Raw genomic sequence first — 13,293 nt, 5'->3', positions numbered from 1 at the left:
TAATGTGGCACAACTGCATTTCAAGGGCGATAGCAATAAAAANTCAGACAGGCGTGTTTGACAAATTTGTGAGATGTGTCTAGAAGCCGCTCAACACCGGGCAGCAATGCTCGGTGTATTTAGTTGGTTGCCCTGTGGTTCTTGAACGACGTTCGGCAATCGACATCACCGACATGTCCCGTGGCTTCTCCGTACGCAAATGTGAGAAACCTGTCAGAGGTCCTAAAACGGGACCTCAGAGGAGGGCGTGTTTCCTTGATCCGGTTTGGTAACAAACCGGTGTAGCGTTCTGAAAGGAAATACGATGAGCAAGCGCGAATCGTCTAAGTATAAAATTGACCGCCGTATGGGCGAAAATATCTGGGGTCGTCCTAAGTCCCCGGTAAACCGTCGCGAATACGGCCCAGGCCAGCACGGTCAGCGCCGCAAGGGCAAGATGAGCGACTTCGGCACGCAGCTGCGCGCCAAGCAGAAGCTCAAGGGCTACTACGGTGAAGTTCGTGAGAAGCAGTTCCGCGCAACTTACGACGAAGCAAACCGTCGCAAGGGTGACACATCCGAGAACCTGATCGGTCTGCTCGAGTCCCGTCTGGACGCGATCGTATACCGCGCAAAGTTCGTTCCGACTGTTTTCGCTGCTCGCCAGTTCGTCAACCATGGCCATGTCACGGTTAACGGCGTTCGCGTCAACATCGGTTCTTACCGTTGCAAGCCAGGCGACGTTGTTGAAGTTCGTCAGAAGTCCAAGCAGCTCGTAACAGTTCTCGAAGCCGTTGCTCTCGCAGAGCGTGACGTTCCTGACTACGTCGAAGTTGACCACAACAAGATGGTAGCGACATTCGTTCGCGTTCCTGCTCTTGCTGACGTGCCATACGCAGTCGTCATGGAACCACACCTCGTGGTCGAATTCTACTCGCGTTAATCTGCGTGTAGCATCCATTGAAAAAGCCGCCTTTCTGGGCGGCTTTTTTGTTGCGCGGTTTTTGTATTTTACTTGCCTAACTCCCCGTCATCCTACGGCTTGTCCCTAGGATCTAACCACGTTCGATGTCGGGGTTCATTAGATCCTCGGCACAAGGCCGAGGATGACGGAGGAGAGGTTTGCAGGATTTATCAGCGTATCAGGCCGCAGCAACCCGCTTCGAAATCAGCCGTTCAATCAATGTCGCATCCAGCTCGTCGTAGCTGTCGATCATCACATCAGGTGCTAGCTCAACCATCGGCACATCCGTATAACCGAAGGTGACGCCCACTGAGGGGATGTTGGCATTCTTGGCGGATGCGATGTCGTTGAAGCTGTCGCCGACCATTACGCTCCGGGCAGCATCGCCGCCCGCTTTTTCGATGGTGCCGGTGATGTGCCGCGCGTCCGGTTTGCGCCACTCGAATGTATCGCCGCAGGTCGTCGCGGCGAAATAGTGGCTCAAGCCTAGTTTTTCGAGGAGCGGAATTGCAAGAGCAGTCGTCTTGTTAGTGCAAACGGCCAGAGTGAAGCCGGCTGCTGTCAATCTGTCGAGTGCCGAAACGATGCCGGGGTAGGGGACGCTCTGTCCGGGCATCTGTTCGAGATAATGGTCGAGGAAACGCTCGTAAAGAGGCTCCAGATCGGCGTCAGAAAGCTCTGTATTGCGCAAGGCGAAAGCCCGCTTGATCATGACGCGCGCGCCATGGCCGACAAGATGCTTGAGGTCCGCATAGGTCGTCGGTGCGAGACCGGCTGCGGCAATGGCGTAATTCAGGCTGTCGATAAGGTCGGGAGCGGTATCGACCAGCGTGCCGTCGAGATCGAATATGACGAGGGTGGATGTCAAGGAATGCCTCATGTTGAACTGACTATGTCCGCCAAGGCTAAGCAAAGGCGCAGGCATTTGCAACGAAACCTTTGGACGGTTGCTTGTCGCTATTCGAAAGGGCTTCCGTTTGCTATTCGACCCGTGTAAACAGCACGCCAGCAAGGAGGTCCAAAAAANGACCGACGCGCTTATGGACGAGAGAACACGGAGTCTGCAGCCGAATGGATGCCCGCCAAATGAAGATCAAGGCCGCAGAAGCGGCGTTGTCCTATGTCGAAGACGGAATGCGTCTCGGTATTGGTACGGGTTCCACCGCAGAGGAATTCGTCAGGCTTCTCGCAGAAAAAGTATCGTCCGGCCTCAGAGTTCAGGGTGTTCCAACGTCGGAGCGTACTGCGCGTCTGTGTGTTGAACTGGGCGTTCCGTTGAAGTCGCTGGACGAGTTGCCTGAACTGGACCTGACCATCGATGGTGCGGATGAGGTCGACCATGGCCTGCGTCTCATCAAGGGCGGCGGTGGCGCTTTATTGCGTGAAAAGATCGTGGCGGCTGCATCCTCTCGCGTCATTGTGATCGCAGACCAGACAAAGGTCGTGGATACACTCGGTGCGTTTCCTCTGCCCATCGAGATCAATATTTTCGGCAAGGTCGCAACCTGTATCGCCATAGAGAAGCTGGCTTCAAAGCTGGGCCTTTCGGGCGATTTGAAGCTGCGTTCTCTTGAAGACGGTCCCTTCAAAACGGACGGTGGGCACCTCATTTTCGACGCATCTTTNGGCCGTATTCCTGATGCAGAAGCACTGGCACGCGAGCTGAACACCATACCCGGTGTTGTCGAGCACGGACTTTTCATTAATCTGGCATCGCTTGCCATTATCGCCGGGCCTGATGGCGCCCGCATAATGCAGGCGAAAATATAACAGGAGCGAGAGATTTCATGATCAAACTTGCGGGACTAGGCAAAGCTGCCGCTGCTTCGATCCTCATTTCCGGTATCGTATTCGGCACTGCCGTTCGTGCGCAGGAAATTTCAGAAGAGCATATCAATGCTGCAAAGCAGGCTATCGGTACGCTTGGTGTGACCGACCGCTTCGATGATATTCTGCCGGGTCTCGCAGAGCGTCTGAAGGCCGAGCTTATTCAGGCTTCGCCAAACGTTCAGGACGCAATTACCGAGACCGTCGATACCAAGGCGCTTGAACTTGCGCCGCGCCGCGCCGATCTGGAGCGTGAAGCTGCCCTGACCTATGCGCGCGCTTTTTCGCTTGATGAACTGAAAGCAATCTCCGCTTTCTACGGCAGCGAAGCTGGCAAGAAGCTGTTGAAGGATGGTCCTATCGCTACCCGCGAACTGATGAAGGCTGCCGACATCTGGGCCGCTGGAATCAACCGCGATCTGAACACATCCAGCATGACGGAACTTCAGAAGGTTGCTGGCGCTGATCTTCAGCCGCTTCCAGCCAACAATTCCAACGTCGGTGGTGCGCCGGGCGCATCCACAGTGCCTGCGCCAGCCGCACCTGCTGCCAAGCCCAAGCCCTGATCACTTCTGCTAAGTTCAGAATTTTTCAAAGCCCGGATCACACTCCGGGCTTTTCATTTATGCGGTGCAGCACCTATATGTGTGCGACACCATCAGAGGCTGATCCATGACAACTTATGACTATGACCTTTTCGTTATCGGCGGCGGATCCGGCGGTGTTCGCAGTGCCCGTGTAGCCGCTTCGCTCGGCAAACGTGTCGGTATTGCAGAAGAATACCGCTATGGCGGAACCTGCGTCATAAGAGGCTGCGTGCCGAAGAAATTGTTCGTCTATGCCTCGCAATATCCAGAGCATTTCGAAGATGCTGCCGGTTACGGCTGGACCGTGGGGCCAAGTACCTTCGACTGGAAAAAGCTGATTGCGGCCAAGGACAAGGAAATCGATCGTCTGGAAGGTCTCTATCGCAAGGGACTTGAGAATGCCAAGGCTGAGATTTTCGACAGCCGCGCTGAGCTGGTCGATGCCCACACGATCAAGCTGTCGAAGTCAGGACAAACGGTTACGGCAGAGCGTATCGTGATTGCCGTTGGCGGTACACCAAATCCGCACGTGTCCTTGCCCGGTTACGAGCTGACGATTTCCTCCAATGATGCTTTCCATCTGGATGAACTGCCCAAATCCATTCTGATTGCGGGCGGCGGCTACATTGCTGTGGAGTTTGCCAATATCTTCCATGGTCTGGGTGTCGAAACCACACTGATCTATCGCGGCAAGGAAATCCTGTCACGCTTCGACAGGGACATGCGCGAAGGCCTGCATGAGGCAATGGTTGCAAAGGGTATCCGCATCCTTCTCGAAGACGTCATTCAGGAGGTCAGCAAGGACGGAGCCGGCGGTTTCGTTGCGCGCACCAAGCAGGGCCATTCCCTCAATGTCGGTCTGGTCATGCTAGCGCTGGGGCGTGATCCGAACACGCAGGGGCTTGGCCTCGAAAACGCTGGTGTCACAGTCAACGAAAGGGGCGCGATCGTCGTTGACGACTACTCGCGCACCAATGTTCCTAGTATCTTCGCGTTGGGTGACGTCACCGACCGGGTACAGCTGACGCCAGTGGCCATCCATGAAGCGATGTGCTTCATCGAAACCGAGTTCAGGAACAACCCGACCAAACCGGATCACCATCTCATCGCAACAGCGGTTTTCTCCCAGCCGGAAATTGGCACGGTCGGCATGTCTGAGGAAGAGGCAGCTGCCAAATTCGAGGAGATCGAAGTCTACCGCGCACAGTTCCGCCCCATGAAGGCGACACTTTCCGGCCGCACGGAAAAANCGATCATGAAGCTCATCGTCAATGCCGCAGACCGCAAGGTGGTCGGCGCGCATATTCTCGGCCACGATGCGGGCGAAATGGCGCAGCTTCTCGGCATTACGCTAAAGGCGGGCTGCACCAAGGATGACTTCGATGCCACCATGGCGGTTCATCCGACTGCATCCGAAGAGCTGGTAACGATGTATACGCCAAGCTACCGGGTCAAGAACGGTGAAAGGGTATAACCGAACCTTCGCTTTGGTCCCGTTCTACTCCCAGCGTACCATCAAAANGAGCCTCGTTGCGCTTCAACAGCGCAGCGAGGCGATCTATCAGAAGTCTCATTTCCGGTGTGTGCCGATCATCGTCGTTGACGGTGAGCCACAGCGGGTGAGACAGTTCCTCTATCGCCTCGCCATTGCGAACGAGACCCGGCATCGCGTCTCCTAGAAATGACGGCAAGATACCGCGTCCTGCACCGCTGGCAATCAGCTTCGGCAGCAGCTCCGGCGCATTGGTCCAGGTGTGGATCGTGGCCTCGTGATTGCGGAATACCCATTTTNCCGCATCTGAGACGGCCACTTCTGTTCCGATTGATATCCAGGGCATGTCATCGCTGAANGAGAGGTGGGCGGCGCGGTACGCATGATACGTCATCGTCACCGATTTGCGGACGGCGAAATTTCCGTTTTTGGGTGCCGTGTCGAAAATCGCCACCATACCGCGGCGAAATGTCAGGTCTTCATCTTCGGTAATGCATTTGCAACACAGCCGGAATGGGTCTTGCGGCCCACGTAAGACAGCAGCGTTGTCTGACACGAAACCCATCAGCCAGATATTGCTCGCTACAGAGACGATAGGCAGTGAAAAAGCGTTGCCGTGCCATTGGCTGATATCCGATGCTGCCTTCTGCATGGATTGAACACGTTCGAACAATGTCATTCCATCAGGTGCAAGCCTGTAGCCTTGTGGGCTACGGATAAAAAGCGTCCGACCAATCGACCGCTCGAGAAGAAGCATCCTTCGTCCGATTGTTGGGGCGCTGGTACCGGTCAAGCCAGCCGCGCCAGCGAGGCCACCTTGCGCGGCAACAATATGAAATAGTTTCAGGTCGTCCCAGTTCACATCTTTCACGGCCATTACCCTGCTGATCTCAGATACTATACGCTAACCCAGTATTCGCCGCACCTGCGCAAGAATGAAATGCCCCTTTCAGTTGCGTATCTATGAAGTCCTTATGTCTGGCCATACCTCCTTGATACCGAAAANGAGAGGTTACCAGATGTTACCGGAAACGATGTTCGTCATGGAACGTATGCGGCAGATGCGGTCGTTGAGCGACGGGAAGACACTTGCTGATCCGTTGGACCATTGGCCATCGACGCGGTTGGATCGTGCTGCCCTGTGGTTTTCGCGATGCCTGAATGGCTGGCCTGGATTTTCAGCTCGAAAAAGCACTATCGAGGGGGACGTTGCTGGTGAACTTCGCCTTTGCAAGCGGGTATGAAAGTGTTTATAAGCGCGCGATTAACAGGGAACATTGCTGCCTCTGGTCTAAAGCGGCTGCACAAGCGAGAACACAATGGCACAGAATTGGACACCAAGCAGCTGGAGACACAAGCCGATCCAGCAGGTTCCGGAATACCCGAATGCGACTGCAGTTGCTGCAACGGAAGCAACGCTTGCGACCTATCCGCCCCTGGTGTTTGCCGGTGAAGCACGCCGCTTGAAAAAGCAGCTTGCCAGCGTTGCCGAAGGCGAAGCATTCCTGCTGCAAGGTGGTGATTGCGCGGAAAGCTTTCTCGAGCATGGCGCAGATAACATCCGCGACTTCTTTCGTGCCTTCCTGCAAATGGCCGTCGTTCTGACCTATGGCGCGCAGCTTCCCGTCGTGAAGGTCGGTCGCATCGCCGGTCAGTTCGCCAAGCCGCGTTCGTCCAACATCGAAACGCTGGATGGCGTCAACTTGCCATCCTACCGTGGTGATATCATCAACGGTATCGAGTTCAACGAAGCTTCGCGCATTCCAAACCCTGAACGTCAGCTGGACGCTTATCGCCAGTCGGCGGCGACACTGAACCTTCTGCGTGCCTTCGCTATGGGTGGTTATGCCAACCTTGAGAACGTGCACCAGTGGATGCTCGGCTTCGTCAAGGACAGCCCGCAGGCGGACCGTTACCGTAAGCTTGCTAACCGTATTTCCGAAACCATGGACTTCATGAAGGCCATCGGTATCACGTCGGAAANCCAGCCGAGCCTGCGCGAGACAGATTTCTTCACCAGCCATGAGGCGTTATTGCTTGGTTATGAGGAAGCGCTGACCCGCATCGATTCGACCTCCGGTGATTGGTACGCGACATCAGGCCACATGCTGTGGATCGGCGACCGTACCCGCCAGCTGGACCACGCGCATGTCGAGTATTTCCGCGGCATCAAGAACCCGATTGGTTTGAAGTGTGGCCCTACTTTGCAGCCCGATAACCTGATCGAGCTCATCGATGCTCTGAACCCTTCTAATGAAGCCGGTCGTTTGACGCTTATCTGCCGCTTCGGCCATGACAAGGTTGCCGATGGTTTGCCAAAGCTTATCCGCGCTGTGGAAANGGAAGGCCGCAAGGTCGTATGGTCCTGCGACCCGATGCATGGCAACACGATTACGCTGAACCACTACAAGACACGTCCGTTCGAGCGTATCCTGTCGGAAGTCGAAAGCTTCTTCCAGATACATCGCGCCGAAGGCACACATCCGGGCGGCATCCACATCGAGATGACCGGTAAGGATGTAACCGAATGCACGGGCGGTGCGCGCACTGTGACTGCGGATTCCTTGTCCGATCGTTATCACACGCATTGCGACCCGCGTCTTAACGCGGATCAGGCTCTGGAACTGGCGTTCCTACTGTCCGAACGCATGAAGAGCGGTCGCGACGAAAAGCGTCTTGCCGTCGTCAACGGCTGATATGTTTNGAATGACATACAAAAGCCGCCAGAGTGATCCGGCGGCTTTTTTGCGTCTGGTTCTATCGTGACAGCAATGTCAGCGCGGTCATTTTATCCAGCAGCGTGCGGGTCACACCTCCAAACAGCATCTCCCACCAACGCGAGTGGCCGTAGGCGCCCATGACGAGCAGGTCGATGCTGTTGTCCGAAAGGCGGTTTTCGATTGCTTTTTCGGCTGACACGCCATGACTTTTTNCCTGCGATGTCACTGTGACATTGATGCCGTGTCNAGCAAGCGTCGAAGCGATCTCTGACCCTGCCAGTGACCCGGACTGAGTGTCATCATCATCCGCACCAACCGAGAATATCTCCACGCTGTCAGCCGCAAGCAGAAAGGGCAGGGCGTCGAACGTAGCTCGAGTTGCCTCGCGTGAACCGTTCCACGCCACCAAAACCCGTTTGATTGGTTTCGGCTGCTCCAGGACGTGTGGCACAAGTAAAATCGGTCGGCCAATTTCATAGAGGAAGTTATCGAGGTCGGCACGGCTGTCGGAGAGCGCCGATGAACTGGTCTGCCTTGCAATGACAATATCTGCACAACGGGCGCTTTGTATTGCAGTGTTGGACGAGTATCCCACCGACGAAACGAAACTACGCCACTCGCTCGAAATATTCTCACCGGTTATTTNCTGCTTGAATATCAGGCCAACATCCATCGTTTCCTCATGTGCAACTTCCTGAACCGCTTGAACGGTTGCAGGGTCGGGCATTTCCATAGGCGCGACCAGGGGAACAGTCGCGAATGATTCCATGTGCAGGCCGATGACATGTGATGAGAATGTGTTGGCCAGGGACGCTGTGAACTCTCCCAGTTTGCGCGCGTTTTCCGCCGTATCCATCACTGCCAGTATGGTCTTGTAACCCATGATCAGACTCCTCATCGTGATAGCCTCACTCACCGGAATCGACAAGCAACGCCTCTTTTCAAGCTCTCAGAATGTTCCGATCCCAACTTTAAGGCTTTGATTGCGATCAAATGGTGTCGCGTGTTCCGACCATATTAAATGCTTGATCTGCTCAAGAGTTCACGCCGAGCGCGCCGCTTTCTCACGTGTGATCGTCGCGATCATGGAAGCGACGTCCTGGGCCGCAGCATCGAGTGCGCTGGCATCGCGAGCGCGCACGACGATCTCTGTCGAGAAACGTTGGCCGTCATATTTCGGATAGGATCCGATACTGGTTTCTGGATGCGCTTTTTGAACGAGGCTCAGCGGTGTTCCGATGTCACCTTCACCAAAGGGCGAACTGACCGCTTGCGACAGGATTCTGGACCCGGTGCGCAGCGATGGCATGACGTTATCGAGCATGGCTTGGAACACCTGTGGCACACCAGCCATCACGTAGACGTTCTCGACGATAAAGCCCGGCGCAACCGAAACCGGATTGGTGATGTGCTTCGCGCCACGCGGCATGCGCGCCATTCTCTTTCGCGCATCCGTGAATTCCATTTCGCGGACACGATACATATCGCCGAGAAGGCGCATTGCTTCTGCGTCATGTTCACAGGGTAAGCCAAACGCCACTGACACCGCATCTGCGGTAATATCGTCATGGGTCGGGCCGATGCCGCCGGACGTGAAGACGTAGTCGTAGCGCTCGCGCAAAGCATTCAGCGCTTCTACGATTGCTGGTTCTTCATCCGGCACGATCCTGACTTCATTCAGATCGATTCCCGACATTGTCAGTACATCCGCGAGATGGCCGATGTTCTTGTCCTTGGTGCGCCCGGACAAAAGCTCGTCTCCAATAGCGAGCATGGCAGCAGAAATGATGGTTGAGGAGGATGGAGGCATTGGGGTCACTCACAATGAATATGCAAACAGGTTAGCGCTCTGTGCGCCAAATTCAATAAGGCTTGGATTGAAAAAGATGTTTGAAAACTGATGTTGCCGAAGCAGATCGACGAACGAAATGCGGCGCAAAGGCCGCATTTTTATTTCGTTACTTATTCAGTAACGTCCGTTGACATACGAATTTTCGCCGGTTTCAGATTATGGGATTGACCATCATCAGGCAAGTAACAACGACGAAACCAAGCAAGGACACTTCCAGAAGACTGTTGAGACCATCACGCATCGCTTTACCCTCCATCATTAGTGGAAGAAGAACGTGCAAAACTTAACGAAGTTCCGTGACAAGCGCGTGAATTATTAAGATCAGACAGATGCTTTAAATAAGCAGGTCCTGCTCACATCACAACGAGCGCAAAAATCCAGTGTCCAACGATGCTCAGCGCCAGGCATCCCAGAATAAGAACAAAGACAAACTTTTTCATTGGTATTCGTGCCTCGGCTTTCAGCGCCTTATATTAAAGGCACAAAGCCTGTATTTTAAGAGTGGAAACGCATCTGCGTCATTATGACTTTATATCGAGGCCAGCTTCAATCGCAGCATCAACGAATGCTTNCCGCGCGTCTTCCGGCTTTTTCTTGCCAGCATCGACAGCCGCGAAAACGAGGAGGGCCTTGTCCAGCATCTCGCCATCTTCCTCCGGCCAATCTTCGATCAGCGCCCATGAAGCGGCCTGTGTCGAATCGATGCTCACATAAACGCCGGGTTCTTCCAAAGCGATAAGAACTGGTTTTGCCCAAAGCGTCTGCATGATGTTTCCCGCACGATTCAAGAGTTTAAACAGCGTTTAGAGGCTTATCGAGCGCTATTCAATTGGCAATTTATCAGTCGTCTCTGCCAAAGAATGACCAGTTGCGAATGATCCGGCGGTCAACGATTTTTAGAGAACGGTCAGGCTGGATTTGATAAGTTTCAACTACGCGATCATCGAAGCGGCGGAAATTATGCGTGAAGGTGCTGCCAATGGGCGATTTTGTGAGCTTGGTCCGAGGTTGACCGTTGTAGGTTATGCTGCCAGGGATAGGATCATAGCTTGAGGCTGAGATTGGCGTTGTGCACCCTGCTAAGACGAGCGCCAGTCCCGCGCTCAATACTGAGGTCATCACTCGCATAGTTTTCTCCCTAAAATCTGCCCGGTTACACTTGATTATGCAGCAGCATTGGCACGGTAAACTTAAAACGGAGAAGGATGTTCCAGAAGGTTCGGAGTTGGATGCAAGCATCCGCGAGTGGACAAGATAATCCACTTTAAAAAATTGTCGCAAATCCGTGAAAAAATTGGTGATTTGTTTTGGAGGCCTCGCCCGGAATTGAACCGGGGTGCAAGGATTTGCAGTCCTCTGCGTCACCACTCCGCCACGAGGCCTCACGAGCCTGATCTCTCAAGCTATGGCGGGGATTTAGAACGAATCCATTTTCCACGCAATAGGGTAGGTTTGAAAAAGCTGAAGAAGTTTGAACGAAAANGCCGCACGCCCTCACAGAGACCATGCGGCTTTTCAGATAGTGTCAAATGCGACCGAGAAGAACCAAAACCAGTACGATGACGAGCACTAGGCCGAGACCTCCCGAAAGGCCATATCCATAATTGTGATAGCCCCAGTTTGGCAGGGCGCCGATCAAGAACAGGATAAGAAGGACGACGAGAATTGTGCCAAGCATGCTGGCCTCCAGATGTTGTTGAGCGTTTCCAGTTTCTTATCAATGATTAGGCGGATAAAAAGTTCCCGTTTAGGGTGGTTTGCGTGGGCCCGGGCGGTCAAGTCGACAACGAAAGACACAACTTGGCTTTTTCATGCTTCGGACGTGTGCTTGTGCTTGAAAGCAACGGCGCAGGCAATTAAGACGGTAACCCACGGCGGTCTGAATTTCAGGCTGTGTTCGAGCTTATATTTGAGGCGAAAACGACATGATGGACTTCGAAACCGCACGCGGCAAAATGGTCGACAGCCAGTTGCGCACGACCGATGTGACCTCGCATTCTGTGCTGAAGGCGTTTCTTGCTGTGCCGCGCGAGGAATTCGTTCCCGCTGGAGTAAAGCAAATTGCCTATGCGGATGAGGATTTGCAGATCTGTCCGGCAAGGGACGGGCTTGCTCCGCGCTACATCATGAAGGCTTCGCCGCTGGCAAAGCTGTTGCAACTGGCCGCTATCACCAAGGATGATGTCGTTCTGGAAGTTGGTGGTGGAAGAGGCTACGTGTCTGCGATTCTTTCCCAGCTCGCCAGTTCGGTCGTATCGCTTGAATCCGATGAGGAACTGAGCGCTAGTGCGACAGAAACACTTTCGACGCTTGGTTATGACAATGTCGTAACCGTCAGCGGTGCGCTTGCCCACGGATATGCCGCAGAAGCACCCTATGACGTCATTTNCGTCAACGGCTCTGTCGAGGACGTGCCGGCAGCGCTTCTCGACCAGCTCCACGATGGCGGACGTCTGATCGCCGTTGTAGGTTACGGTAATTCCGCAAAGGCGACGGTCTATCGCCGCGACGGCAAGGGCACTTCTTCGACACCGTTTTTCAATGCGTCGGTCAAGCCTGTTCCTGGTTTNGCAAAGGCAAGCGAGTTCGTTTTCTGATTATCGGAAACCTCTCAGCCAACCAACCAATGCCGGGCCTTTTCAGGTCCGGCATTTTTGTTTCGTTTTTGAGAGCTAAGAAATAAAGCTGTGTAACAAGCAGCTTACTGCAAGCCCATGGATTCATTTACGTCCGACGTTGTCCTACAGTACGGGTGATTCGGAGTGTCGATATTTGCTCCGTTCCGTCTTGAACGTGGAAATCGGGGATAAAAATGGCTCAGCCCAACGTCGCGCGCGAACCATCCATGGAAGAAATTCTGGCGTCTATTCGCAGGATTATCGAAAGCAATGAGCCTGCTTCCGGCGATGCATTTTCGGCAACGTTGCNTCCTGTCTACGACGAAGAGGAAGAGGCTGCTTCATCATTTNCGGCAGAACTCGCCAGCCCGCCAGCCCATGTGCCTCCCGCCGCAAACCAGGGCTATGGCGCACGCCAGCCGCACGATCTTTCCATTGCTGCAAGAGACGAGACGGCTGGTGCGGACGGCTCTGAAAAGACGATGTCGCTTGCAGATGTTGCTGCCCGCGTTCGCGCCGCCGCAGATCGCAATGCAGCCCTCGGTCCGCAAGGTCTGGCTGCCCAACGGCTTGTGGAAACCCCGAGCGCTCCGCAGCCAGCAGTCCAACAGGAACGGCCACCACAGGCGCAGCGTCCCAACGATTTGCGCCCGCTGTTGAATGTCGCGCCACCAGCGCCTGTTCGCCAGCCGCAAGTGACGACACCCCCGGTTGCCGCTCTCCAAACACGCCCGTTACCGGGTTGGGAAGGTCTGGAGCTTCGCGGTGCCGTGGAGCCTGAACAGCCAACTCCGGCGCAGATGCAGCCAGAAGTCTTGGAGGCGCAGCCAGAACGCGTCGTGGAGCAGCCCAGAGAGCAAGCACCGCAGGTCACTCAACCAGAAAGTAACCTTTCGCTGAACCTGATTTCCGCAGCCGCTGGTGCGCAGATTGCCCAGTCGTTCGGAGAGCTCGCTGAAATGTTTGATGGCGTAGAACGCCCCACGGTCGAGCAGATGGCTCAGGACATGTTGCGCCCGATGTTGCAGGACTGGCTGGAAGACAATCTTCCGACATTGGTGGAGCGCCTGGTACGAGAAGAGATCGAACGTGTCGCGCGCGGCCCACGTCGTTAAAAAGACGAGATATTGGAATATTAGCCGCTCCTCTAGCAGGGGCGGCTTTTTTGTTTGATAAGCATGGTCGGGAAAATATCCGCTTTTTGTTGACTCTCGACCGCCCATCCTTATTAAAAATCTACACAGAACTCTAGAA

Annotated in this window: 14 protein-coding genes and 1 tRNA gene; 7 read left to right on the top strand and 8 right to left on the bottom strand. The window is 54.4% G+C overall.

The genetic code is table 11. The features are described 5' to 3' along the window. Nucleotides 1-304 precede the first annotated feature (304 nt). Nucleotides 305-922: a 30S ribosomal protein S4 gene (gene rpsD, locus CUC55_RS17140; protein WP_067643402.1), complete on the top strand. Its 618-nt coding sequence runs from the start codon at nucleotides 305-307 to the stop codon at nucleotides 920-922. A gap of 199 nt (nucleotides 923-1,121) precedes the next feature. Here the strand turns inward: rpsD and gph are convergent, their stop codons facing one another. Continuing rightward, nucleotides 1,122-1,823, bottom strand: a complete 702-nt coding sequence (gph, locus tag CUC55_RS17135; protein WP_067643399.1) for a phosphoglycolate phosphatase — start codon at nucleotides 1,821-1,823, stop codon at nucleotides 1,122-1,124. 191 nt (nucleotides 1,824-2,014) lie between these two features. On the opposite strand from gph, the gene rpiA reads away from it, so the two are divergent. The 3 genes from rpiA to gor all read left to right on the top strand — a co-directional run bounded on the left by rpiA (nucleotide 2,015) and on the right by gor (nucleotide 4,831). After that, a complete protein-coding gene (gene rpiA / locus CUC55_RS17130; RefSeq protein ID WP_103088614.1) occupies nucleotides 2,015-2,713 on the top strand; it encodes a ribose-5-phosphate isomerase RpiA in 699 nt (232 codons plus the stop codon). Between the two features lie 17 nt (nucleotides 2,714-2,730). Beyond that, on the top strand, nucleotides 2,731-3,336 hold the full coding sequence (locus tag CUC55_RS17125) for a DUF2059 domain-containing protein (RefSeq protein ID WP_067643393.1): 606 nt from the start codon (nucleotides 2,731-2,733) through the stop codon (nucleotides 3,334-3,336). 106 nt (nucleotides 3,337-3,442) lie between these two features. Further along, nucleotides 3,443-4,831: a glutathione-disulfide reductase gene (gor, locus tag CUC55_RS17120; RefSeq protein WP_103088613.1), complete on the top strand. Its 1,389-nt coding sequence runs from the start codon at nucleotides 3,443-3,445 to the stop codon at nucleotides 4,829-4,831. On the opposite strand, the gene CUC55_RS17115 is transcribed toward gor, so the two are convergent. Further along, complete coding sequence (locus CUC55_RS17115) at nucleotides 4,809-5,726, bottom strand: LysR family transcriptional regulator (RefSeq protein ID WP_425352860.1); 918 nt, start codon at nucleotides 5,724-5,726, stop codon at nucleotides 4,809-4,811. The two genes, gor and CUC55_RS17115, sit on opposite strands and share 23 nt — an antisense overlap. Before the next feature lie 442 nt (nucleotides 5,727-6,168). Here CUC55_RS17115 and CUC55_RS17110 point away from each other — a divergent pair, with 442 nt between their 5' ends. Then, the gene (locus CUC55_RS17110) at nucleotides 6,169-7,545 is read left to right on the top strand and encodes a class II 3-deoxy-7-phosphoheptulonate synthase (protein ID WP_103088612.1); all 1,377 of its coding nucleotides are present in this window, start codon (nucleotides 6,169-6,171) and stop codon (nucleotides 7,543-7,545) included. A 61-nt stretch (nucleotides 7,546-7,606) separates the two neighbouring features. Here CUC55_RS17110 and CUC55_RS17105 read toward each other — a convergent pair whose 3' ends face one another. From CUC55_RS17105 to CUC55_RS17080, 6 genes are all read right to left on the bottom strand, one after another. Next, a complete protein-coding gene (locus CUC55_RS17105; protein ID WP_103088611.1) occupies nucleotides 7,607-8,452 on the bottom strand; it encodes a universal stress protein in 846 nt (281 codons plus the stop codon). Nucleotides 8,453-8,611: 159 nt separating this feature from the next. After that, nucleotides 8,612-9,379: a competence/damage-inducible protein A gene (locus CUC55_RS17100; protein ID WP_067643382.1), complete on the bottom strand. Its 768-nt coding sequence runs from the start codon at nucleotides 9,377-9,379 to the stop codon at nucleotides 8,612-8,614. 563 nt (nucleotides 9,380-9,942) lie between these two features. Next, nucleotides 9,943-10,188 (bottom strand): DUF982 domain-containing protein, encoded by a 246-nt coding sequence (locus CUC55_RS17095; RefSeq protein ID WP_103088610.1) that lies wholly within the window; start codon nucleotides 10,186-10,188, stop codon nucleotides 9,943-9,945. Nucleotides 10,189-10,261: 73 nt separating this feature from the next. Then, the gene (locus tag CUC55_RS17090) at nucleotides 10,262-10,549 is read right to left on the bottom strand and encodes a hypothetical protein (RefSeq protein WP_067643377.1); all 288 of its coding nucleotides are present in this window, start codon (nucleotides 10,547-10,549) and stop codon (nucleotides 10,262-10,264) included. 180 nt (nucleotides 10,550-10,729) lie between these two features. Beyond that, nucleotides 10,730-10,803, bottom strand: a tRNA-Cys gene (locus CUC55_RS17085). 143 nt (nucleotides 10,804-10,946) lie between these two features. Beyond that, complete coding sequence (locus tag CUC55_RS17080) at nucleotides 10,947-11,099, bottom strand: DUF3309 family protein (RefSeq protein ID WP_082760112.1); 153 nt, start codon at nucleotides 11,097-11,099, stop codon at nucleotides 10,947-10,949. A gap of 247 nt (nucleotides 11,100-11,346) precedes the next feature. On the opposite strand from CUC55_RS17080, the gene CUC55_RS17075 reads away from it, so the two are divergent. Both CUC55_RS17075 and CUC55_RS17070 read left to right on the top strand, forming a co-directional pair. Beyond that, entirely contained in the window at nucleotides 11,347-12,018 is a 672-nt protein-coding gene (locus CUC55_RS17075) for a protein-L-isoaspartate O-methyltransferase family protein (RefSeq protein WP_103088609.1), read from the top strand. A 215-nt stretch (nucleotides 12,019-12,233) separates the two neighbouring features. Beyond that, a complete protein-coding gene (locus tag CUC55_RS17070) occupies nucleotides 12,234-13,154 on the top strand; it encodes a PopZ family protein (protein WP_103088608.1) in 921 nt (306 codons plus the stop codon). The last annotated feature ends 139 nt before the right edge of the window (nucleotides 13,155-13,293 follow it).

Source organism: Agrobacterium bohemicum (assembly GCF_002896715.1).
Taxonomy (GTDB): domain Bacteria; phylum Pseudomonadota; class Alphaproteobacteria; order Rhizobiales; family Rhizobiaceae; genus Agrobacterium; species Agrobacterium bohemicum.
This window is presented reverse-complemented; position numbering and strand designations above follow the sequence as displayed.

Excerpts from the sequence above, each read along its gene's own strand:
- CUC55_RS17090 (WP_067643377.1), bottom strand. The coding sequence starts at position 10,549 with ATGCGAGTGATGACCTCAGTATTGAGCGCGGGACTGGCGCTCGTCTTA.
- CUC55_RS17125 (WP_067643393.1), top strand. The coding sequence starts at position 2,731 with ATGATCAAACTTGCGGGACTAGGCAAAGCTGCCGCTGCTTCGATCCTC.
- CUC55_RS17080 (WP_082760112.1), bottom strand. The coding sequence starts at position 11,099 with ATGCTTGGCACAATTCTCGTCGTCCTTCTTATCCTGTTCTTGATCGGC.
- CUC55_RS17100 (WP_067643382.1), bottom strand. The coding sequence starts at position 9,379 with ATGCCTCCATCCTCCTCAACCATCATTTCTGCTGCCATGCTCGCTATT.
- gph (WP_067643399.1), bottom strand. The coding sequence starts at position 1,823 with ATGAGGCATTCCTTGACATCCACCCTCGTCATATTCGATCTCGACGGC.
- rpsD (WP_067643402.1), top strand. The coding sequence starts at position 305 with ATGAGCAAGCGCGAATCGTCTAAGTATAAAATTGACCGCCGTATGGGC.